This is a genomic window from Bombilactobacillus sp. ESL1187, assembly GCF_058107155.1.
This window is the reverse complement of the sequence record NZ_JBYLTZ010000001.1, coordinates 542,690-566,323: the sequence shown is the minus strand read 5'-3', so window position 1 is coordinate 566,323 and position 23,634 is coordinate 542,690. Positions and strand designations below refer to the sequence as shown.

Sequence of the window (23,634 nt, the reverse complement as noted above, 5' to 3'; positions counted from 1 at the left end):
GGGAAAGTTATGACTAATAGTTGGCAAGTCTTCAAAGTAGTCAGTCGAGAACAATTTAAAAAGGCTACTATGACATTAATTATTAATTTGTTGTTTGTTTTCGTGACTAGTTTAATTGTTTTATTTAATAAAGGCAGTGTGCATAATTTTAGTGATGCAGTAGCAATCAGTTTAATAGCTTGGAGTTTTGTTTTTGGAATTGTCTATATTTGGCAGTTAGCGATGTTAATTCGGCGGCAAATGTATAGCAATCGCTATCAGTTATTACCGATTGCTACCTGGAAAACTTATATCGTGCAAGTGGTTAGTATGGTAGGTAGTTGGTTATATTTCTTTGTTGTTCAAGCTGTCTTAATTGCGGTAAGTTTCATTATTAGTCAGCACCATTACGCAACTAGTAGTTCCCTTAACCAGAATGATTGGCATGTGATCTGGGGTGGATTGGTGCTCATGCTGTTAATAGTGGTGGTGGCAATTTTATTAATCAATTTTGTCGATTTGATTAGTCATGTTTTATTGAATTATTTGCCGGGTGGAACGTCTAAACTAGTTAAATGGATCATTTATTTAATCGTGATGGTTTTAACTATTAAACTAGCTACGTTATTAATTCCATTGTTTACCAGGTTAATTGGTCCCCGTCAGTTCAATCTGAAAATTAGTGGTGGTTACTTTAGCGTTAATGCGGGTGCTAGTACGTCAATTTGGATCATTGCTGGTGGTATTTTACTGTTAAGTTTAGTCTTTTTGATTATTAATAGTTGGTTAGTGGAACATGTTGAAACGACTTATTAACTAACTAATCAAATTGATTAGGGGGATCAAGATTATGACTAAGTGGCGACAAGTTTTCAAAGTTTTAACACGTCAACAAATTATTCAGACGACTAAGCTATTATTGATTAATTTATTAATGATTGTGTTTGCTAGTGCGGTTTCAATTGGTGCAGGTCCACATTCGGATTGGTCATTGGTAATCTTAGCCAATGTGATTATTTGGGAAGTTATCTTCGATATTATTTTAGTTATTTTGATGATTTTTAATTCTAAAAATCAAACTTTTACCAATCAATACCGGCTGTTACCAATTAAAGATTGGCAACTATATGCTGTTCAAATTTTGAATGTGTTGTTGAATTGGTTATACATGTTTTTAGTGGATAGCATCTTATTAGGTATTAGTTGCTTGACCATTTTTCTGAGAGATCGAATAAATTGGCCCAGTAAAAGTGACTTAATGTTAACCACAAAACAAATCGTTCAAGTTGGTGTAATGGTAATTTTAACTATTGCCATTATGCTAGCGTTTGCTGTATTAGTAGTACATTTAGTGAGCTTCATAGGAAAATTTATTACTGATTTTGTGCCCAATCAAAAGTGGATTAAATGGCTAATTTACTTAGCTGTTACGGTGATAACTATTTATTTGGTTTTGCGACTGTTTGACTTTTCAGATTGGTTAAGTTGGTTTGTTGGTTATCGTAGACTAAATGTTTCTACCATTTTAGGAACTTTTATGGTTAATGATGGATTATTTATTGTTATTGATTTCCTTTTATTTGAGGGTAATACAATTTTAATGTATAACTCAGAGACTAATCGGTAAGAATCTGTGTGGCATTACATTATAATCTGCTACTTTAAGTAGCAAAAATTTGCGCTAACGACATTCAATATTAATTACAAAGCTTTCAGTGTCTGAGCCTGGGTAAGTGCTCAGCTTTTGTCGCAGTGCTTAAATAGCGCTCCAAAGGGCAAAAACTTGCGCCTAACTACGCCCAAGAACTAAAGTTAAGAATCAACTTTAGTTTTGGTCTAGGTTATTGCTCAGTTTCTAAGCGCCCTTTGTCGCAGTGTGTTTATTAGCGCTCCAAAGGCAAGAAACTTGTGCCTAACTACGCCTAAGAACTAAAGCCTAAACCAACTTTAGTCTTAGTCTAGGTTATTGCTCAGTTTCTGAACAGCCTTTGTCGCAGTGTGTTTATTAGCGCTCCAAAGGCAAGAAACTTGTGCCTAACTACGCCTAAGAACTAAAGTCTAAACCAACTTTAGTCTTAGTCTAGGTTATTGCTCAGTTTCTGAACAGCCTTTGTCGCAGTGTGTTTATTAGCGCTCCAAACAGCAGAAGTCTGCGTTTAGCTACGAATAAGCCCTCAAGTTTATAAAGCAAAACTTAAGTCCTTATTCTAGGCTATACTCAACTTCTAAACGCTGTTTGTCGCAGTATTTAAATAGCGCTCCAAGTGCCAAAAGCCTGTGTCTAACTACGAATAACCAATCAAGTTAAAAATCGCAACTTAATTGGTTATCCTAGGTTAGTCCGCGGCTTTTAAGCGGCACTTGTCGCAGTATTAACTATGATTTTGTATCACTCTATGCTAGAATATTTCACTAAATGTTTAGCTATTAATAAAAAATTTGGGGATAGTTAAAGAATGACAAAACAAACAGCCAAGCAACAAGAACAAGCACATTTGAATGATGTTGTTCAAAAGATTCAACAGGCCGAACTAAAATTAACGCACAGTATGGCCACCGCCAAAGCCGACATTAAAGAAATTGACCGGACTTTTGGGGATGATGTGCATATTGGCATGGGTGATGACGCTATTTCAATGGCGGGGGCATTATCGATTCATCAACAGCAACAGATGCTGGCCGAAAGAAATAATTCTTGGCAACGTTCGCACCAACAACTGGGGGTCTTACGAAAGCTGGAACAAAATCCTTATTTTGCACGCATTGATTTTCAAGAATTACCAGCTGGTAAACCAGAGACCATCTATATTGGTTTAGGATCATTTACCGACCGCCATGATCACTTTTTAGTTTATGATTGGCGGGCGCCCATTTCTTCAATTTATTATGATGGTGATTTGGGGAAAATCACTTATCAAACACCGGACGGTGAGCAAGCAGTTGACGTGCAATTAAAGCGTCAATTTATTATCCAAGATGGACAGATTAAGACTTTATATGATACCGAAGAAACCATTGGTGATCAGATGTTACTGGAAGTTTTGGATGAAAAAGCCAGTACCAAAATGCGGGGCATTGTGACAACCATTCAACGCGAACAAAATCAAATTATTCGCGATACTACTTCGAACTTGCTGTTTGTGCAAGGTGCGGCTGGTTCGGGTAAAACGTCAGCTATTATGCAACGAATTGCCTTCTTACTTTATCGTTACCGTCGTAAATTGACTTCAGGTCAAGTCTTAATGTTTTCGCCTAATATGTTATTTAATGACTATATTAGCCAAGTCTTGCCCGAGATGGGCGAACAAAATATGGTGCAAATGACTTATTTGCAATATGTTGCGCGGCGCTTGCCACATTTACAATTACAAACTTTGTTTGAACAGTTTGAACAAACAATTCATCAAGCTCAAGATGTGGTCACTGATTTGATGACCGATATCGAATTCTTTAAATTGGAAACCAACTATGCTCAGATTCTAGGCAGTGGCGGTGTTTATTTTCGAGATTTGAAATTTAAGAAACGGGTCTTGATTTCCAAAACCAAAATTGCCGAAATTTATTATGGCTTTGGTTCGCAATATAAGTTAATCAATCGCATTGATGGTACTAGACAACGACTCATGAAGATTTTGAATCAACGTTTGGGTCAAGAAATGCGCAAGAAATGGGTTCAAGAAACGATTGAGTCGTTGAGCCAAGAACAATTACGGGCTTTGTATGATTATCCTGACCAAGAATTTAAAAACAGTGATGCAGAACAAAAGTTTTTAGCCCGTAAGATTGTGACACAAGCCTTTAAACCTTTAGCACGCCAGATTCAGCATAACAATTTTGTCAACTTAACTGCGACTTATCAAAAATTTTTACAAACAGTACCGCAATTATTAGATTTACAACAGTGGCATATTACGCCTCAACAATGGCAACAGCATTTAACAGACTTTCGGCAAAATTTAAAGGCTAAAAGAATTACGATTACGGATATTTCACCGTACTTATATCTCTATGATTTGATTACGGGTTATCACGGGGACACAAGTATGAAGTTTGTCTTTATTGATGAGATTCAAGACTATACTCCATTTCAGTTAGCTTATTTAAAGTACAGCTTTCCTAGAGCTCGTTATACAATGTTGGGTGATTTGAACCAGTCGATTTTAGTCAAGGAACAAAACAATACTTTACTCAAAGAAATTACGCAATTGTTTGATGTATCCAAAACGCGGGTGGTCCAGTTGACACATTCTTATCGTTCTACGAAACAAATTACCGAGTTTACGAAGGCATTGTTAACGCAAGGTGAAAAAATCACACCGTTTAATCGGGATGGTGACTTGCCGAACGTGAAGATTAATGCGGATGAACAACAGATGCTCAAAGCCGTTTTACATCAATTACAATTAAACCAACAAGATCAATATGTGACGGCTATTATCACACGTGATTTGGCCCAAGCGCAACAAGTTTATGATCAGTTAAAATCAATTGAAAAAATTACTTTAATTCGTTCAGAAAATCAGCGCTTAGCCGCTGGTAATATTGTGATTCCGGCCTACTTAGCGAAAGGCTTAGAATTTGATGCTGTTATTATGTGGAATACTAGTGCGGGACAATTCCAAGCTGACGAACGCCAATTAATTTATACAATTGCTTCGCGGGCAATGCACCGCCTCAGCATTTTGGCGGTTAAGCAACTGGAACCACTGGTAGCGCAAGTTCCGCAGCAGCTGTATATACAAGAGTAAATCAATGTTACTTGACAACCATGTTAAACTATTGAAGTTTGGTTGATAAACCAATTGAATAGTAACTTGGGGGAAACAAAATGCGAATGTTATTGATGAGTCATGGACAAATGGCTCAGGCAACTTTAGCTAGTGCAGAAATGATTGTGGGAGAATTGCCGAATGCTTATGCAGTTGGTCTAAGTGCTGATCAAAGTGCGGCCGATTTTCAAAAAGCAGCGGAATATTTTTTGGAACAAAACTTGGAAGAAGAGACAGTGGCAGCCATTGACTTTTTAGGTGGAACGCCGTCAGATGTCGTTTTACGATTGATGGTGAAATATCCGCGCTTGCAGGTGGTTAGTGGGATTAATCTACCCATGGTAATTGAGTTTGCGAACCAATCTTTAACGGCGGGTCATTTAAGTAAAACAAAGTTACTAGCAGCCAGCAAGAATGGGATTGTTGATGTTAATGCTAAGTTAAGACGTTATAACTAAAATTGAAAATAATATAAATTCAGGAAAATGTTCGTTGTATACGAGCATTTTCTTTTTGTCTGAGCTGCTTTTTGGTTGATAAAAGTTGCCAATTAGTTGCCAAATAGCATAATTGCTAGTAAAGTTATTCTTGCTGTGTCTAAAACGTATTAGAATTAGAAGTAAAGGATGTTGTATTTTGAAAAAGAAAACATATTTTGGTTTAGCTATAGGAATTATTTTAATTGCGGCCAACTTACGCTTGCCGATTACGATGTTACCGCCAATCTTGCCGTGGTTACATAGTGCACTGGGTTTTGCAACTAGTTTAAGTGGGTTGTTGACGACAATCCCCTTGCTGATGTTTGCCTTATTATCACCAATGATTGCTAAATGGGGCATTCGTTTCGGCAATGCGCAAGTATTGTGGTGTACGTTACTGACATTAACGATTGGGGGCTATTTACGGGTCATTCCGAGTACCTGGGTTTTATTAATTGGGACAGTTTTAGTCGGACTAGGTATTTCTGGCGGTAATGTTTTATTACCAGCAGTGATTCAAGAATATTTTCCCCAAAAAGCGACCTTATTAACCAGTTTATATACCTTTACGATGGGGTTGGTAGCTTCTGCTGGCACAGGTTTAGCAGCACCTTTAGTTAAAAAGACTAATTTAGCGGCCACAATTGCATTAATGACGACCGTTAGTTTAATTGCTTTTGTGATTTGGTGGGTTGTGGTTCGCCAACTACCAAAAAAACAATCAGTGACCAAACATGAAGCGGTTAAAGTACCATCAATTAAAAAATACCGCTTAACGTGGTTTATGACCTTTTTCTTTGGGACACAATCGTTGTTATATTATTCCATGTTAACTTGGTTGCCTGTTTTTTGGAGTCATAATGGTTTTTCAACCACACAAGCCGGATTATTAGCCACCGTTTATCAACTATGTGGGATGCCAATGTCCTTAATAATTCCCGTTTTAGCTAGCAAAAAGCCGGGAATGTATGCGAGTGTAGCGATTGTTGGTGGTGGCTTTGCGATCGGAACCTTTGGCTTGTTACTAGTGCCACACAGCTTTATGGGCAATATGATTTTAGCAATTGTCGCTGGTTTAGCTTCGGGTTCCGCATTTAGTTTGTGTATGGTCTTTTTCCAGCGGAAAACTAGTTCCGTTTATCAAACAGCAAAATTATCAGGAACAGCGCAATCAGTCGGTTATTTGTTAGCAGCGATTGGACCAACCCTAACGGGAGTAATTGAAGGCCAGCTTCATTCTTTTACGCCAATCTTCATTGCTTATAGCATTTTAGGAATTTTATTGTTGATTAGTGGAATTGTAATTACACATCAAAAACCTTTACCGAATGAATAATTTAATTGAGGGTTAGCTAGTGTTTTGTCACTTTAGCGAGCCCTTTTTTAATAATCTTAATACACAAAAATAGCGAACTAGTCTTTAAGGCTAATTCGCTATTTTTGGATGTTAAGTTAACTACTGAAAATTAAGCTTCAGTTTGAGTTTGTTGCTTTTCAATCACCTTGCCCATTCGGGTAACTAGTAATACTAAAGCAATCACAGCGCACATAATAGTTGCGGCAATGAATGATGCTTTACCAGCAGGGATTTTAATTGCTGCCCAGAGCATTGGTGCAATCACACCGGCAATTGAGGAAACTAGGGTGTTCATCGAAATAACAACTGGAAATTGCTTCTCGTCAGCTAAGATGGATAATTCGAATTGAATTGTCGCATTAACCATTACAATGCCCATACCAGAAAACATATTACCGATAATGTGGCAAGCCGGATTATTAAAGAAGATGACAAATACATAGGATAAAGCAAAAGCTACAAAACCAAAGGCCATGGTATCCGACTTTGTCATCTTGCGAATATACTTCAATAAGAAGCCGGTCAAAATACCTCCGATATTACCAATAGCAGTGACCATGCCGACGTAAGTAGTACCCCGACCTTGAGCGGCTAAGGCAATAGATTGATTAGACATAAAGATCATTAAAGCTAAAGAAGTAAAGAAAGTAATAATAATAATCAAATAAACATGCCAGTTTAAACCCTTAAGCAAACTCCAAAAGCTTTGCTTATTATCGTTATCATTTTGAGTAGCCACAATTTTAGTATCTTGAGGTACCATAAACCAAACCGCTATTAAGACGATTAAAGCTAACCAGTAAACCCAAAATAAATTGCGCCAATTAGAACCACCTAAATAGCCGCCTACGTAAGTAAAGACCATCATACCAATATTGTTAAAACCAACGGACCAACCCATGACGTTTGCCCGGTCTTCACCTTCAAAATGTTCCTGTAATAAAATAGGACTAACGTTACTGATTAGACCAGTTCCACAACCCAGTAGGACCATGCAGGCGAGGATTAAATTCAAACTGCTAGAGTAGAATAATGGAACAATTCCACTAATTAAAACAAACAAAACGGCCATTAAACCAATATTTTTCCGTGTCATTTTATACGTTAACCAAGTAAAAGCTAATGTAGCGATTAATTGGCCTAACTGGGAAATGGAGCTAACCATTTGTACTTTGGAAATAGGTTCATTGGGGAATGATTTAGCAATGGCGGCAATAGCAGAGCCAATAACTGATCCAGTCATCAGCAGTAAGTTCATACTTAAGATACCAATCGCTAAAACTGTTTTCTTTCGATTCATATTAAATTCCTTTCTATTATGAGTTATGTACTACTCGTTAACTATCATAAAGGGTGTTAACCGCTTCCTCCATATGTAAAAGTGAGTAATTATGTGTTGATTTCTTAGATATTTTTAAAATAATTATCAATATATGAAACTATTGATGTCTAGAACCAATTATTTGTTAGTAAATAATTAATGCTATTTTTATTTTAAAAATTGCTAAATAAATGCAGTAGGGGATTTTTAAGTGCTTTTTAGTTTGAAAATAATTAAACTTTGTACATATAAAAAGTCTCCAAAATGAAAATCAATTTTGGAGACAGTTAAGATTTGCAATAGCTTAATTGTTGAAGAAACTTTTTTGATTGTGCTATTGAGCAAAATAATCTGGGACAGTAATGAAAGCACAAGAATGTGGCCTTAACGAAAGCTGCAAGTGTTGATCTTTCAGGGTAATTGTTTCTGTGGTTAATTTTGCAGCAGCTTGTAATGTCTGAACTTGTTGGTCATTGACGTATTCTGGTTTACCCATTTGCTCCCAAACTTGCTTGGCATTAGCGTGGTCAGTATCAATTCTTTGAATGGTGCAATCTTTATCTGGACCAGACAATTGAATGCTAATTGGTTCGGTCGTAATTGGTTGGTCAGGAACATTATGATTGTAAGCCAGTAATTGTAAGTCAGTTTGGTTTTGGACTGCTAATAATTCGACAGTTGCATTCGAGTCAGCTGTGACAGCTAAACGTTTGGTTCCTAATTGATGAAAAATCTCAAAGATGCGATAAGCAGGCTTAGCAATACCGTTGGTAGTTTGCAAGCCAAAACCACCGTGAAAAAGTCCGGGCTTTTGGGATTGTTCTTCAAAAATATCCGAAAAAGTCCAAAAAGAATAACCAGCGACTAAGCCATCATTATCGGCTAAAGTTTTAGCAATCATTGCCGCCGCATAGGGTTCATCATGAATGGCATCACCTAGCATCGCTGAAACGTTCCATTCGGTATAGTACAACGGATAACCTTGAGCGTCTTGGTGGGCGATGCGCGTCATTTTTTGGAGAACACCGCGGCGATATTCGGTGATTTGACCGCCAGTTTGCTTGAAAAATTCGTCAATATCCATACCGCTTTGCCACAACGGATCATCCGTAGGGTAGTGGTGTGATGAAATAAAATCTAGTGGTACCTGATTTTCTTCACAAAAATTAACCATTTCTTTAATCCAAGCATTAAAGGATGTGGCTGGTCCGCCGACCTTTAATTTGGAATCAATGGCTTTCAGTGTTTTGGCAGTAATTTCGTATAGATGAAAATAATCGGCTTGTGTACCGGCAAAAAAGAGCGGCAAGTTGGGTTCATTCCAAACTTCAAAAAACCAAGACTCCACTTCGCTTTTGCCGTAGCGTTCTAGTAAATGATTGGTAAAGCGGCGAATTAATTCTTGCCATTGCGCATCTGAAGCCGGCATCGAATTATTGCCACCATAGGCAAAAATAGTTTTACCACCAGAAGCTAAGCAACTGGGCATAAAGCCTAATTCTAAAAAGGGTTTCATGCCGATACTCAATAAAAAGTCAAAAATCTTGTCAATATTAGTAAAGTTGTAGGTTATGCCAAGTGATTGGCCCTGGAAATCAAAATTCTCAATACAAACACTCATCTCATCATCGAATAAGCCATGAAAACGAACGTATTTAAAGCCCAATTCTTGATGGGCTTTGGTTAATTGCGCCTGATAATCAGCACGTAACGCCGTATAAGCGTGGCAACTACCGACGCACACTTCCCAATAATGGGGGAAATCAGTAACTTGATCTGTTTGAATTTGAAAGTTAATCATGTTTTAAACCTCACTTGAATTAGTTGTTTAATTATTCGCAGCTTGTTTAGCTTGACTGATTTTTTCTACACGAGTACCAAACCGTGTAATGAGTAAGATTACAGCTACAACAATCGAAACGATCATGCCCGCGATGAAGGAGTTATAACCCGGTTTAATTTTTAATGCTGCTAGTAAAATTGGGACAATCATTCCAGCAATGGAGCCTAAGAGTGTGTTAATAGAAATGGCGATAGTAAATTGCTTTTGGTCAGCTAAAATCGACATTTCATAAGGAGCGGTGGCGTTAACTAAAACAATTCCCATGCCTGAGAAAGCATTACCAATAACATGCATTACTACATTAGATGAAAAAATGATACAAATAAATGACAAAGCAAAGGCAACAAATCCCCAAGCAATGGTATCATTGCGAGCCAATTTGCGAATATATTTGAGCGTGGCAGCAGTTAAAATACCACCAGCATTCCCCAAAGCAGTGACCCCAGCTACATAAGCAGTACCTTTACCTTGAGCAGCGAGGACAATTGACTGATTAGAAACAAAGGTCATCATAGCTAAAGATAACATGAAGTTAATAATATAAATGATGTAAACATAACCGTTTAAACTTTTTAATAAAGACCACAAGCCCGTTTTAGTTTTGGTTCCTGTTTTATCCTGCTTAGTATTGGCTAATTTGGTATCTTGTGGAATCAGGATAAATGCCAAAACAAAAACAATTAAGGCTAAGCTATAAACCCAGAATAAATTACGCCAGTTTAGTTTTCCTAAAAATCCACCTAAGAAAGTAAAGATCATCATTCCAGCGTTCGTGACACCTGATGCCCAGCCCATCACAGTAGCTCGAGTCTCACCTTCAAAATTTTCTTGTAGTAAAACGGGTACGAGGTTAGTAATGGTACCGGTACCAAAACCAACCAGGACCATGCAAGCTAAAATAATATTTAAATTACTACTGTAAATGGCCGGTAACATCCCAGCAATGGCTACAATTCCGACGGCTAAGAGGCCTAAATTTTTGCGCGTCATAATAAAAGCTAAGTAAGTAAAGATGGCGGTGGCAATGATTTGACCTAACTGAGGAATAGAACCAATCAATTGCACTTTGGAAACTGGTTCATGGGGAAACGAACGAGCAATCGCTGCAATTGCTGCACTGGCCGTGGTGCTGAGCATTAATAATAAATTCATGCTCAAAATCCCGACAGCCATGGAAATTTGTTTTTTATTCATAGCTATTCTCCTTTTTTTGGTTACGCTTTCATCGACGTCTTGAGTATATTACTGTTTTTAATTTTCAGACCATAGCGAAAAAGCAGGGCTTGTCTGTTCATTTCGTATATAAAAGTGCTTTGATTATTGCAGCAAAAAAAGACCAGAACACATTTAACTTGTTGTTCTAGTCTCTTCAAATTTTTTACTAAACGGCTTCGTTTTGATCTTAATTGTCCATTGCTGTAATGTTTTGAGCATTTGTGGCAATGACTTTTTGATAAAAGTAAAAACTATCTTTCGGGTAACGTTTTTGAGCTTTTTCACTATAATTATCGCGATCAACAAAAACTAAGCCGTAACGTTTATCAATACCATCATGAACGCTAATTAAATCCAGAAATGACCATGGATTAAAGGAAATAACATTGACGCCATCTTTAATGGCCTCGCGTAATTGGAAAATATGATCATGCAAGTAGTGCACACGCTTTTGATCATGAACATGACCATCAGTGGTTAAAGCTTCTTTTTGCGACCAACCACATTCGGTAATAATAATGGGAACATTAGGAAAGCGGTCATTGACTTTTTGTAAAGCATAACGTAAGCCTTGAGGATCACAGGAAAAATCCCACTCGGAATTGAGTAAACGTTCGTCTTGAACTTTTTCCACGCCAGAAATCACTCCGTCTAACATTTTGGGATTGGCTTGGTCGTTGAGCTTAAAAATACTAGTCGAATACCAATTTAATCCTAAAAAGTCAGCACGCCCATTAAGCAAGGTTTGCTCATCCTCGCGCTTGGTTTCTAATTGAAAATTATTATCTTGCAAGTAACGTAGATAATAGCTAGGTAATTGTCCACGGATAGCAATATCCATATCAATGTAGCCAATAAAGTCTTCTAATTGTTTACTTTTTAAAACATCACTTGAAGTATGATCGTAAGGCAGGGTGGTCATGTAAGAAACGGCGGGGCCAATTTTAGCATCGGGTAACATTTGATGGCAAAGTTGGTAAACTTTCGCTTGCGCAATGAACATGTTGTAGTTAGATTGTTCACCTTTAAAGCGTAAATCTTGCGGGTTATCAGCTTTAATACCATTCATTGAAGGAACGTTAGCTAATAGCGATTGCTCATTGATTGTTAACCAGTAGTGTACCCGATCACCATATAATTTAAATAAAGTTTGGGCATAGCGATAAAAGTCCGCGATACATTGGCGATTGGCCCAACCGTTATACTGCTCTACCAGTCCCTGCGGCAGATCAAAGTGGAACATTGTCACGATAGGTTCGATATGATTGTCAACGAGTAAATTAATTAGGCGATTATAAAAGTCTACACCCGCTTGATTATAATGTTCATCATTACCGTTAGGAAAAATTCGGGCCCAACTAATGGAGAAGCGGTAACTTTTTAAGCCTAAGTCTGCCATTAATTGCACATCTTCTTCTAGGTGATGATAGTGATCAACCGAAACAGAGGTATCCAAATATTTACTTTGTTGCGCTCTTAAATCGGCGACCGTTAAGCCTTTGCCATCCAGTTGGCTGGCACCTTCAACTTGAAAAGCGGAGGTACTGGCGCCCCATAAAAAGTTATCTGGGAAATCTGTGGGTAATTGTTTCATCGTATTAAAGTTATTCTCCTTTATTAATTGCGGTTTGTTGTTCTTCTTTTAAAGCTTGTTGATCTAAAATTTTAAAGAATGGCAAGTAAATCAAAGCCATTAAAGCAAAGTTAATGAGCCAAATAACAATTCCTTGCCAGCCCATAATTAAGAAGTCAGCAATGACTTTGGGCATGGTCCAAGGCATACCCAGACTTAAGGTTGGATTATACATCGAAATAAAACCAATTTTGACTGCACCGATGGCCACTAATCCGGACACCAATGATGATAAGACAAAGGGAATGAATAATAAGGCATTAAGAACGATTGGTAAACCAAAGACGATTGGCTCATTAATATTAAATAAATTAGGAATTGAGGAAACTTTAAAGAATTCTTTATAACGTTTCGATTTACCAAAGATTAAGCCAATCAGCACCAAACTTAAGGTCGCACCAGCGGCATCATTATTGGAAAAAGAAAAGGCAACTAAATTTTGCAAATACGGAATGGTTTTACCTTGCTGAAAAGCGGGAGCGCTAGCAACCATCATCGAAATAACAATTGGCATTAAAACAGATTGAATAGCAGCTGGATGCACACCAAAGAAAAAGAGTAAGTTGGACAAGGTGATTACTAAGATAATTGTCCAAGCAGAACCACCCACATGCAATAACGGTGTCGTAATCAATTGGTTGACGAAATGGAAGACATCTTTATATGGAGTATAACTAAAGATAGCACCCACAATAAAGACAATCGTGAAAATAATAATCCCAATAATTAAGGGCTCAATTGAGGTACTAACCATACTAGGCACGGAATCGGGTAATTTGATTTTTAGTTTTTGAACTTTGTTCAAGCGGACATAAAGCATACTAATTAAAATAGCTAAAATAATAGCTACGATAATTCCTTGACTACCCATGTACTGCATTTCAAAAGCGTTAATAGCTTTTTTACCATGACCGACAGTTTGTGGTGCTAACACAAAAAAGCTCGATAAACTAAACAGACCGGCGATTACACCATTCGATTTGCTTTTTTGAGCATAACTGTAAGCAATACAAAAAACGATAAAAACGGCCAAGATGTTCATCGAACCGTTAACGACAGCGTTCATTGGTTGAGTAATTCTTAAAGAATTAAACCAATTACTAACACTTTTAATCGGAAAACTAGCTAAGATGGAAAAGACAGAAGCACCAATGGTAATTGGTAAAGTCATGACCATACCAGCTGAAATACTTTGTAAAATCTTACTTTGACCAATTTTATTAGAAACGGGCACCAAAGTTTTTTGCAGAAGTTCTTGGAACTTATTCATTGACTTACTCCTCACACTTAATTTGAATTCGATTTCATAAATTAAGTATAGTTGGAATAAGTGCTGAATGACTAGATTGAAAAAAGTGAGCTTTTGTGTTGATTTCATAGATTTTTAATTTAGGAATCAAGTGCGTAGTCAGACATCTTATTAAGGCTACAGCAAACGCTCAACTCAATCTTGAAGTCTGAATCATTATGCAAGAACCAAGCTCATTTGGCGGTGTCACTACCAAGCGGCGGAGTATTGGTCTGTCTATGTTAAAGCATTATTAATCGTGTACGTTAATGTTGCGTGGTAAGCGCCGCCTTGAATCTGATTATTCAAACCGCGTGGGGGGACTTGTAACTTAATTTGTGAGTTGCCAGCTGGATCGAAGGTAAATAGTGTTGAGATCATTTAAAACAGTAGCATTGGAATTGTAGAGTAAAGTCTCGGAATCATTGGGACTGAGAGTAGTCGATTGTCCAGAATTTTGCTCTTGAAAAAGCAGTTGTGCTTGTTGTAAACCGACTTGCCCATTTTTGGTAAAGTTTGAGAGACGTGCTGTGACTTGATAAGGTACAAAGTAATGATTGAATTGGGGCTGGCTAGCTCTGGTATCTTTGATTTGTAATTCATTTTGTAAATTAGAGGTGTTGTTATTAATAAAAGTTTTCGCTTGTTGTTCAGGAATTGGCGTTTTGTCATTGCCAAATTGAATTTGTGGTAAATTTTGAAAACTTAAAAAGCGTAACTGATTAACCAGCCCAAGTTTTTGCGTTTGACTAGTTTTGGTCAGGTTAATGGGGTGAGACAATAAATATTGTTGCCCATTAATAGTTACGGGATCGCCTTCAGAAAGATCGCTAGCGCTAGTAGGGGCCAGGCCTTGAAAACCGCTAGCCTGGGTATTAAGACCGATTTGCACAGTGGCGTTAACTTGCAATTCGTTTAAAAAGTCATGTTCCCCACTAAGACTAGTGACTGAAGTGATCGGTACATAAGAGCCATCATTTTTTTTATAGAAAACAGTCACTTGTTGGTTATTATTAACGGTTTCGTCACTATCAAAAATACCGTTATAGTTCTGGTCATTCCAAATTTGGTAACTAAAGTCGGGACATTTAGTGATTAAATCAGCAACTTTTTGGGTGCTTGTCGTGGAGTAATTATTGGCCCGATCAACAGCAATAACGTGTAGATATTGCTTGGAAAAGCGATCTAGATTGGCAATGCTAGCACTAGCGGTAGGATCGCTCACGCCAATGAAGTTGTCATTATCAGAACCATCAATGATTCCCTGAGTATTTTTATGAGGCGTAATCGTCGTGTCAGGATTGTCATCTAATTGGTAAATATAACCCTTAATATCACTTTTGACTGGTTGTTGGATGGTGTTGGAGTATTGCGTGGTATTATCAGCATTGCCTTTGACTCGATAATAGTAGTTGGTGGCATTATCTAAACTGTGAACATTAACGCTAACTTGATCTTGGTCAGTCGTAGCTGTGACATGATCTAAAGTGGGCGCATCAGGGGCGGCAGTATCTTTGACAGTTCGATCTTCACCAGTCGTGCCAGTATTGAGAGTGCTGGTATAGTACATTAAATTGGCATTGATCATTGCTTCTTCGATTGTACAAGCGTTAGTGACGTGACCTGTTTGAATCATGGCATAGTTGTTTTTGGTGATTAAATACCAATTATTGTCAGCCGTAGCATTGGTGGCAGTAAAACTTTTCTGACCAGACTGGTCAATATAATGTTCGTCGGTAGTATTGTATTTGGTTTGTCCCAAAATATGATAATGTGGATCTTTGTCAGTGAGTGGTAAGAAGTCCATCCATTTTTGGGAGCCGCCATTGTAAAGATAAAATTGATTAGAAGTGTGGGAAGATTGAATCGTAAATTTATTAGATGGATTATAATTCAAGAGATTATTTGGGTATTGGGCTAAGGATTCGTTCATAAAAGCTGGGGTCAATTCGACAGTAGTAGAGCCCAAGCGATCATCACCTTGGGAAGTGAGATCACGAGTGCCGAAGATCTTTAAGCCAAGTTTGGGAGCAAAAGTATCGTAAACTGGACGACTGTCTCTTAAGGTATCATGACCGAAGACAACACCGCGTCCTGTAATTAATTAAATCTTTAACCTGATTAGTAATATCGACATTCCAACCGCCATCGGCGGCACCAAAATAAAGTTCGTCGTAATTATAATTACCGGAACTATCTTTAAACAAATACTGCGTAGGATTGGCCGCAAAATCGGCTGCCGAAACGGGTGTGACTTTGATTAAGCCTTGGGAGGCAGTCTGAATTTGCTGCGTTTGCGGATTAGTGTACTTGATCTGTAACCAATTCTGGAGGTGATTGCCATTAGTGGGATAAATATTTAAAACATTAATGGTCTTGCCATAATTACTGGCCACGTTTTGCCATGAGGTGAGATTGGACGGATCGGTACTCCGTTGCACATTATAATCACCTGATAAATTAGCTAGCTGTTCCCAATTTAAGCTAACATAAGCAGCTTGGTCAAAATTTTGTTGACTATGCAAGTTAAAACCTGTTGTCCCATCGGCATAATTAATTCCAAGCAAACTACTGGTGTCTTTTAATAAATTGGTGTTAGTGAGGAGATTATTTGTTGTAATGTTTGATTGTTTGGACCAGTGTGGACTGGTCATAAAAGTGGCATTGCTGTTATTAGTCAATAAATTTGAGAGGCTACTAGCTTTTACGGGGGTGACCAGTCCGGAGAAAGTGAGTAGCGACAAACAGATAGAAATAATGATAATCAAGTTCAACGGTTGTAGATACTTTTTCAACATTGGCTATCTCCAATCTGATAATTCAATCAAATCTTATTTAAAAATATTATGAAATTAGATACTGAAATCACAACAACAATTACCACAATTATAATCCCAATTTAATAGATGTAAATTGACGTGATTATTTGTTATTTAATTATGAAATTCATTAAGAGCAATTTGAATAATTCGATGAACGCCAATTATCCCCACGTTAATTCATGATGGCATTTCAAAATCAAAAGAATGATAATTTTTGTGTATTCGCTATCATTTTACTGATTATTACGCCGGTATTCGGCAGGAGAAACGCCGATAATTTTTTTAAAAACTTTATAAAAGTATGAAGGATTTTCATAGCCAACTTCACTGGCAATTGTTTCAATGGGGGCTTTGGTATAGATTAAGTATTCCCCTGCAGTATTGACGCGTTGGAGATGAACCAATTGAATAAAAGATTGCCCCGTTTGTTTCTTTAAATAAGTAGAAAGATAGTTGGGATTGAAGCCAAAATCTTTGGCCATTTGGGTCAGGGTAATGGTGCGGTAGTTATTCTCAATATAAAGTAATAGTGACAACAGATTGATTTGCGAATCTTTGACTTTATGAGTGTGGGCTTTAGCGTGATAGGCTTGGCGAATGAGGCGAGAAAATAGCGTTAAAATATCAAAGCGAATGATTTGGTGGGATTGAATGTCGTAATTGTAATATTCGTCAATAATGTCATAAATATTATTGACAATTTTCGGTTGATGTTCTACTTGAAACCAAACATAACGGCCTGCACTATAATTTTCGTTGGATAGGAGGGTGAATAACAGGTTTGAGATATTGGAGTTGGTACCATTACGGTGTAAAAAGTTGAGGTCGTTGAGGGAAAAGGCCGAACTTTTGAGTGCTAGATTAACGACAATATCATTTGGACCGATAGGTTCAACTTTGTGAGGCGTGTGATTACCAATGAATAAAACATCTTCACTATTTAACTGAACAGTTTGCTTATCCAAATGTACGGTGCAATTGCCTACTAAGGGAATCATAATTTCAATGTAATTATGTAAATGGTAGGGAATAAAAGAATTGACTGGTTGCACGGAGATCGTAATCGCATTGAGATTTAAAACGAGATCATCAGAGTAAGTTTCAAAAAACTCATAGGTTGGCTCATCAGTGATTTGACCAGCACGTTTCAATGTATTCCCTTGTTGTGCAAAAGTGGCAGAAACATCTTGCCAATCACGGGGCTGATTTTTGGAGCGCAAAATTTTTAATAGTTTTTGTTTCACAATAATTCCCTCCACACTGGTTTTTACTTTAATCATAAACTATTTAAAGTAGAAAATAACTTTTTTCTGAAGCTTATCTAGGAAATAAACAGAAGATTTATACTGTTTAACCATAGTTGGATGAAATTTTCTTCGTTACAATAAAATCGTTATATGATTAGAACCTGATGGAGGTTGATGAAATGGTTGATTTAACAGCAAAGCCTTATAACTTAACACAAGAACAAATTACTTATGTTCAACAAAAATTACAAGCAATGAATACTCAAGAGAAAATTGGACAGTTATTCTTTGTCATTGGTCCCGATGAACAAACAACAGATCTCAAAGAATTTATGCGCAAGTATCAACCTGGTGGGGTGATGTACCGGCCTGATCAAGCAGAAAAAATTAAGCGGGAGTTAGAAACGGCGCAAACTAATAGTAAAATTCCGTTATTGACAGCTGCTAATTTGGAATCTGGTGGTAATGGTATTGTCAATGAAGGCACTTGGTTTGGCACACCACTGCAAGTAGCCGCTAGTGACAATCCCGAAAATGCGTACCAATTAGGTAATGTTGCCGGTAATGAAGCACATCAAGTCGGAAACAATATGTCCTTTGCGCCAATTGTAGATATTGATAATAATTTCCGGAACCCAATTATGAATACGCGGACTTTTGGGAGCGATAAACATCGGGTGATTAAGATGGCTCAAGCTCAAGTTAAGGGCTTAAAAGATGCCCATGTGATTCCGGTGATTAAACATTTCCCTGGTGATGGCGTGGATGAACGCGACCAACATTTAGTTAGTTCAGTGAATTCCTTGTCTAAAGATGATTGGATGAATTCTTACGGGCAAATTTACCATCAATTAATTAATTATGGTACTCCCGCAGTCATGATTGCGCATATTATGCAACCGGCTTGGGAACGGGCCTTAGAACCTGGAATTAGTGACCAAGACTTACGGCCAGCTTCGAGCTCCAAGTTGTTGATCGATGGTTTGTTACGGAATGTTCTTCAATTTAATGGCTTAACCATCACTGATGCAACACCGATGATTGGTTACAATGCTGCCATGGCGCGCAAAGATTTATTACCAGCGACGATTAATGCTGGGATTGATATGATTTTGTTTAATAAGAATATTGATGAAGACTATGCATATATTACACAAGCAGTAGCCGATAATGTGATTACACAAGCACGTTTGGATGAAGCGGTGACCCGAATTTTGGCAACTAAATTAGCGCAAGGCATTATGGACACTAACGGTCAATTTTGTGATGCAGTACCCGCCAAGTTAGATTTGCAACTAGAACAGCATCATCAAGCAACCAAAAAATTAGCTGATCAATCAGTCACTTTGGTCAAAGACCGTGACCAATTATTACCAATGACGCCGCAAAAATATCCTCGGGTCCGCTTAGTGGTTTTAGGTGATAGCGATGATGGCGGCTTTAAAGAAGGCGGTAGTGTTACTGATAGCATTATGAAACAATTACAAGAGCGGGGCTTTGAAGTCACTTTATTTGATCAAGCACACTTAGACTTTCATGAAGTTTTTGAAGAAGGGGTTGCTGATTTACAGCAAAAATTTGATTTGGCTTTATATGTAGCGAATATTGAAACTGCCAGCAATCAGACAACTACACGGATTGATTGGGTTCATTTGATGGCCGCTGATGCTCCGTGGTTCATGAAGGCTATTCCCACAATTTTTGTGTCTACTGCTAATCCGTATCATTTATTTGATATTCCCAATGTCTCAACTTTTGTGAATGCTTATACTGGCAATGCTGAAACCATCCAGGCAGTTTTTGATAAATTAACAGGTCAAAGTGAATTCAAGGGCATTAATCCTGTCGATCCATTTTGTGGCGACTTTACTACAAGATTGTAATAAATTGCTTGTAACAGCTTGATAAATACGTTCTAAAGAGCAAAAGTCTCTGTCTAACTACGCCAAATTAAAAGTCAAATTCAGACTTTTGAATTTGTCTAGGTTAGCTTTAGCCTTTTACCCGCTCTTTTTCGCAGCTTAAGTTAGGAGGATGACCAGAATGGAAATTACGAATATCTTAATTAATCATATGCAACAACCACTCGGCTTTGATTTGAGTGATTTACGAATTGAATTTCAATTACAAAACGTTGCTACTCAACAACCGGTGCAAAAAAAATTAACTATTACCACATCTAAACAACAGCCCGTTTATGAAAGTGACTGGCAAGAATTTAGTGATAATTACTTTACAGTTCAACAAGCTTTAACCCCCCGCACCCGTTATGATGTCACTATTGAGGTGCAAGCAGGCACGCAGACTGCCAGAGCAACTAGTTGGTTTGAAACGGGCAAAATGACGGAAGCCTTTAGTGCTGCTTGGATTGGTAATCAAAATGCTGATTTACAAAATACTTTATTGAAAAAACAAGTTGCCATTGAGAAGCCGTTAAAACAAGCGCGCTTATATATTAGTGGTTTAGGATTATATGAAACATATATTGATGACCAAAAAGTTGGCAATGAATATTTAACACCGGGTGTGACAGCGTATGATCAGTTGGTGCAAGTGCAAACTTACGATGTAACTAAAGAACTGACAACGGGGCAGCATGAGTTACTCATCTCGTTGGCTGATGGTTGGTATAAAGGTAACTTTGGCTTTGATGGTGGTCAAGATTGTATTTACGGTAATCGTCAAATGGCGATTGCGGAATATCATTTAGATTATGCTGATGGCACTCACGCAGTAATTAAGACAGACACGGATTGGCAAACGACTGCCGGTAAGGTAATTAAATCGGCCATTTATTACGGTGAAGATTATGACGCTACTAAAGAAGTGACTGATTGGCAACCGGCAGTGGTCATTGACCATTCGAAGGCTATTTTAGCAGATCGCTTGAGTTTACCAATTACCGTCCACCAACAATTAACGCCACAATTAATTCAAACGCCAGCTGGTGAGCAAGTGCTAGACTTCCAACAAAATCAGGCTGGCTGGTTAGAATTTTATAATCGTGAGCCAAAAGGTACCAAGATCACCTTTGAAATGGGTGAAATTTTACAAAACGGCAACTTTTATCGCGATAATCTGCGCGAAGCCCGAGCTAGTTTTACCTATGTTTCGGATGGAACGACTGGTTGGGTGCGGCCCCACTTTACGTATTTTGGTTACCGTTATGTGCGTGTTAGCGGCAATACCCAACCGTTACAAATGACCGATTATCAAGCTGATGTTTTGTATTCCGATATGCAAGATACCGGCTCCATTACGACGAATAATCAACTAGTTAACCGCTTGTTCCAAAATATTATTTGGAGTCAACGCAGTAACTTCATCGACGTCCCGACGGATTGCCCACAGCGTGATGAACGGTTGGGCTGGAGTGGCGACGGTGAAATTTTCTCCGAAACCGCAGCCTTTAATATGAATGTCTTTGCTTTCTTTAAGAAATATGCGAAAGATATGGCAATTGAACAACAACAGCGCGGTGGTATGTTACCAATGTATGCGCCAGCTATGGGTCAAGGTGACGGCGGCGCGGCTGCTTGGGCTGATGCAGCCACGATTATTCCGTGGAATATGTATCAAGCTTACGGTGATCCAGCTATTTTGCAGCAAAACTATTCGGATATGAAATCTTGGGTTGATTGGATTAGCGCACAGACCACGACGCCCAACTTGTGGACAGGAACGTTCCAATTTGGTGATTGGTTAGCTTTAGATGGAGAAAATCCAGCTAAGCCAACTGGTAAAACTGATGAAGATTTTATTGCTTCTGTTTATTACTACTATTCCGCTACGATTATGGCACAAACTGCTCAATTGTTGGATCAGTCAGCCGATGCCCAAAAATACGGGGATTTGGCTAGCCAAATTAAACAAGCTATTCAACAAGAATATATTACGGCTACTGGCCGCGTGGCGATTAATTCACAAACGGCCTACGCCTTGGCACTATTCTTTGATTTAATTACGCCGCAACAAAAAGCACACGTGGTGGATGATTTAGTGCAACGTTTGAAATTAGATCATAATCATTTAACAACGGGCTTTGTCGGAACACCTTATCTGTGCCAAGCTTTATCGGCTAACGGTCAACATAAATTGGCTACGGAAATTTTCTTGAATGAAGACTTTCCAAGTTGGTTATATGCAGTCAATTTAGGGGCAACAACAGTTTGGGAACGTTGGAATTCGGTTCAAGAAGATGGCTCAATGAATCCGCAAGGAATGAATTCTTTGAATCATTACAGTATTGGTGCCATTATGCAGTGGGCTTATAAATATTTATTAGGCTTGACAGAGCATACACCAGGATTTAAAGAATTTACTTTTGCGCCACAATTTGATTACCGGTTAACTGATGTGCAAGGTCATTTCCAAAGTTCTTACGGTGAAATTAAAGTGCATAATCAAGTGGAAACTGACGCACAGCATACAATTAAGATTCAATTAACGATTCCATTTGGCGTTAGCGCTCAAGTACGCTTGCCCAGAGCTGAACAACAAACTGTTCAAGTTAATGACCAGCAATTTACTGGTGGCAATTTTGAATTGTCAGCGGGCACTTATCAAATCAGTTATCAACCCACGACAGATTATGTAGAACGTTATCAAGCCCAGACGACGATTAAAGCAATCATGGCTGATTCCGAATTAGTAGAGCAAATTTCCCAAATTGATCCGGTGCTTGACTACTTTAAGCAAAATCCCAATGAAGTTAACGGTGGTATGGGCGATATGAACTTAACTGAAGTCAGTGTCACCTTCCCATTTATTAATATTTCAACTGATCATTTACAACAAGTTAACCAATTATTAGCGCAAACGCCAATTTTAAGTGAACGAAAGCAGGGTAAAAAATGATTCAAGGAGCATTATTTGATTTAGACGGCGTGATCGCTGATACATCAGTTTATCATTTTCAATCTTGGCGGCAATTAATTGCCAATCATTTTCAAAAAGAATTGCCGGATCAATTAGAGCAACAAACCAAGGGTGTTAGTCGGGCTGATTCATTAACCGCTATCTTGAATTATTTGCAGATTGAAGTTCCAGAAACGGAGTTTCAAGCAATGATGGCGGAAAAAAATGATTTATATTTAAAATCATTGCAACAATTGCAACCTAGTGATACGTTACCTGGTATCGTGGCTTTTTTAAAGCAGTTGCAAAAACATCACGTTAAGATTGCCTTAGCTTCGGCTAGTCGCAATGCACCAGTGATTTTAGATAAACTGCAATTAACTGATTATTTTGCTGCAATTGCTGATCCCGCAAAAGTGCAAGCTGGTAAACCAGCACCAGACATTTTTTTAGCAGCAGCGGCAGGAATTAATGAAGATCCCCAGAATTGCATCGGGATTGAAGATTCTATTGCAGGAATTCAGGCCATCAATGCGGCGGGGGCTTTTCCAGTCGGTATTGGTGATGCTCAAGAGTTAGGAGCAGCCAAATTGTTATTACCAACAACTGCTCAATTAGATTTAGCAACGATTGAACAGCATATGTCGGCTTAATGATTTCAATGAAGAGGTTGGGACAATTTAGTGAATGTTTGCTAAATGACTGTGTCGCAATCTCTTTTGCTTTTACATAATAGATACTTAAATATTAGAACAATAGGCTATAATATAGCAGAGAAATTATTGGGTAAAAGTAATGATTTTTCTGCAGGTTAGTTAGATTTT

General features: G+C 38.0%; 16 protein-coding genes. 8 read left to right on the top strand and 8 right to left on the bottom strand.

From position 1 onward, the window contains the following. The first annotated feature begins 9 nt into the window (after positions 1 to 9). From AC3B5B_RS02920 to AC3B5B_RS02900, 5 genes are all read left to right on the top strand, one after another. Complete coding sequence (locus tag AC3B5B_RS02920; protein WP_489769246.1) at positions 10 to 795, top strand: hypothetical protein; 786 nt, start codon at positions 10 to 12, stop codon at positions 793 to 795. 34 nt (positions 796 to 829) lie between these two features. Further along, on the top strand, positions 830 to 1,606 hold the full coding sequence (locus AC3B5B_RS02915) for a hypothetical protein (protein ID WP_489769245.1): 777 nt from the start codon (positions 830 to 832) through the stop codon (positions 1,604 to 1,606). Positions 1,607 to 2,435: 829 nt separating this feature from the next. Further along, the gene (gene helD / locus AC3B5B_RS02910) at positions 2,436 to 4,727 is read left to right on the top strand and encodes an RNA polymerase recycling motor HelD (protein WP_489769244.1); all 2,292 of its coding nucleotides are present in this window, start codon (positions 2,436 to 2,438) and stop codon (positions 4,725 to 4,727) included. Positions 4,728 to 4,807: 80 nt separating this feature from the next. Beyond that, positions 4,808 to 5,206: a PTS sugar transporter subunit IIA gene (locus AC3B5B_RS02905; RefSeq protein WP_489757065.1), complete on the top strand. Its 399-nt coding sequence runs from the start codon at positions 4,808 to 4,810 to the stop codon at positions 5,204 to 5,206. Positions 5,207 to 5,384: 178 nt separating this feature from the next. Further along, positions 5,385 to 6,563, top strand: coding sequence for a CynX/NimT family MFS transporter (locus AC3B5B_RS02900; protein ID WP_489769243.1), 1,179 nt, complete (start codon positions 5,385 to 5,387; stop codon positions 6,561 to 6,563). A gap of 130 nt (positions 6,564 to 6,693) precedes the next feature. Here AC3B5B_RS02900 and AC3B5B_RS02895 read toward each other — a convergent pair whose 3' ends face one another. The 8 genes from AC3B5B_RS02895 to AC3B5B_RS02860 form a co-directional block, all read right to left on the bottom strand. After that, on the bottom strand, positions 6,694 to 7,884 hold the full coding sequence (locus AC3B5B_RS02895) for an MFS transporter (protein WP_489757067.1): 1,191 nt from the start codon (positions 7,882 to 7,884) through the stop codon (positions 6,694 to 6,696). Positions 7,885 to 8,239: 355 nt separating this feature from the next. Next, complete coding sequence (locus AC3B5B_RS02890) at positions 8,240 to 9,706, bottom strand: GH39 family glycosyl hydrolase (RefSeq protein ID WP_489769242.1); 1,467 nt, start codon at positions 9,704 to 9,706, stop codon at positions 8,240 to 8,242. A gap of 27 nt (positions 9,707 to 9,733) precedes the next feature. Continuing rightward, a complete protein-coding gene (locus AC3B5B_RS02885; protein ID WP_489769241.1) occupies positions 9,734 to 10,942 on the bottom strand; it encodes an MFS transporter in 1,209 nt (402 codons plus the stop codon). A 208-nt stretch (positions 10,943 to 11,150) separates the two neighbouring features. After that, positions 11,151 to 12,557, bottom strand: coding sequence for a glycoside hydrolase family 1 protein (locus AC3B5B_RS02880; protein ID WP_489769240.1), 1,407 nt, complete (start codon positions 12,555 to 12,557; stop codon positions 11,151 to 11,153). Positions 12,558 to 12,567: 10 nt separating this feature from the next. Then, positions 12,568 to 13,866, bottom strand: a complete 1,299-nt coding sequence (locus AC3B5B_RS02875; RefSeq protein ID WP_489757071.1) for a PTS sugar transporter subunit IIC — start codon at positions 13,864 to 13,866, stop codon at positions 12,568 to 12,570. Positions 13,867 to 14,215: 349 nt separating this feature from the next. After that, entirely contained in the window at positions 14,216 to 15,853 is a 1,638-nt protein-coding gene (locus AC3B5B_RS02870; protein ID WP_489769239.1) for a hypothetical protein, read from the bottom strand. A 100-nt stretch (positions 15,854 to 15,953) separates the two neighbouring features. Beyond that, entirely contained in the window at positions 15,954 to 16,682 is a 729-nt protein-coding gene (locus tag AC3B5B_RS02865) for a hypothetical protein (RefSeq protein ID WP_489769238.1), read from the bottom strand. 257 nt (positions 16,683 to 16,939) lie between these two features. Continuing rightward, positions 16,940 to 17,950: an AraC family transcriptional regulator gene (locus AC3B5B_RS02860; RefSeq protein WP_489757074.1), complete on the bottom strand. Its 1,011-nt coding sequence runs from the start codon at positions 17,948 to 17,950 to the stop codon at positions 16,940 to 16,942. Positions 17,951 to 18,132: 182 nt separating this feature from the next. Here AC3B5B_RS02860 and AC3B5B_RS02855 point away from each other — a divergent pair, with 182 nt between their 5' ends. The 3 genes from AC3B5B_RS02855 (at position 18,133) to pgmB (ending at position 23,463) form a co-directional block, all read left to right on the top strand. Then, positions 18,133 to 19,836 (top strand): glycoside hydrolase family 3 protein, encoded by a 1,704-nt coding sequence (locus AC3B5B_RS02855; protein ID WP_489769237.1) that lies wholly within the window; start codon positions 18,133 to 18,135, stop codon positions 19,834 to 19,836. A gap of 160 nt (positions 19,837 to 19,996) precedes the next feature. Beyond that, a complete protein-coding gene (locus AC3B5B_RS02850; RefSeq protein ID WP_489769843.1) occupies positions 19,997 to 22,810 on the top strand; it encodes an alpha-L-rhamnosidase in 2,814 nt (937 codons plus the stop codon). After that, complete coding sequence (gene pgmB / locus AC3B5B_RS02845) at positions 22,807 to 23,463, top strand: beta-phosphoglucomutase (protein ID WP_489769236.1); 657 nt, start codon at positions 22,807 to 22,809, stop codon at positions 23,461 to 23,463. Before AC3B5B_RS02850 ends, pgmB begins: the two co-directional genes overlap by 4 nt. Positions 23,464 to 23,634: the final 171 nt, after the last annotated feature.

Bases quoted from the DNA above. Each gene is read 5' to 3' on its own strand.
- AC3B5B_RS02920 (WP_489769246.1), top strand. From the start codon at position 10: ATGACTAATAGTTGGCAAGTCTTCAAAGTAGTCAGTCGAGAACAATTT.
- AC3B5B_RS02905 (WP_489757065.1), top strand. From the start codon at position 4,808: ATGCGAATGTTATTGATGAGTCATGGACAAATGGCTCAGGCAACTTTA.
- AC3B5B_RS02915 (WP_489769245.1), top strand. From the start codon at position 830: ATGACTAAGTGGCGACAAGTTTTCAAAGTTTTAACACGTCAACAAATT.
- AC3B5B_RS02880 (WP_489769240.1), bottom strand. From the start codon at position 12,557: ATGAAACAATTACCCACAGATTTCCCAGATAACTTTTTATGGGGCGCC.
- AC3B5B_RS02885 (WP_489769241.1), bottom strand. From the start codon at position 10,942: ATGAATAAAAAACAAATTTCCATGGCTGTCGGGATTTTGAGCATGAAT.
- helD (WP_489769244.1), top strand. From the start codon at position 2,436: ATGACAAAACAAACAGCCAAGCAACAAGAACAAGCACATTTGAATGAT.
- AC3B5B_RS02890 (WP_489769242.1), bottom strand. From the start codon at position 9,706: ATGATTAACTTTCAAATTCAAACAGATCAAGTTACTGATTTCCCCCAT.
- pgmB (WP_489769236.1), top strand. From the start codon at position 22,807: ATGATTCAAGGAGCATTATTTGATTTAGACGGCGTGATCGCTGATACA.
- AC3B5B_RS02850 (WP_489769843.1), top strand. From the start codon at position 19,997: ATGGAAATTACGAATATCTTAATTAATCATATGCAACAACCACTCGGC.
- AC3B5B_RS02855 (WP_489769237.1), top strand. From the start codon at position 18,133: ATGGTTGATTTAACAGCAAAGCCTTATAACTTAACACAAGAACAAATT.
- AC3B5B_RS02895 (WP_489757067.1), bottom strand. From the start codon at position 7,884: ATGAATCGAAAGAAAACAGTTTTAGCGATTGGTATCTTAAGTATGAAC.
- AC3B5B_RS02865 (WP_489769238.1), bottom strand. From the start codon at position 16,682: ATGTTGAAAAAGTATCTACAACCGTTGAACTTGATTATCATTATTTCT.
- AC3B5B_RS02875 (WP_489757071.1), bottom strand. From the start codon at position 13,866: ATGAATAAGTTCCAAGAACTTCTGCAAAAAACTTTGGTGCCCGTTTCT.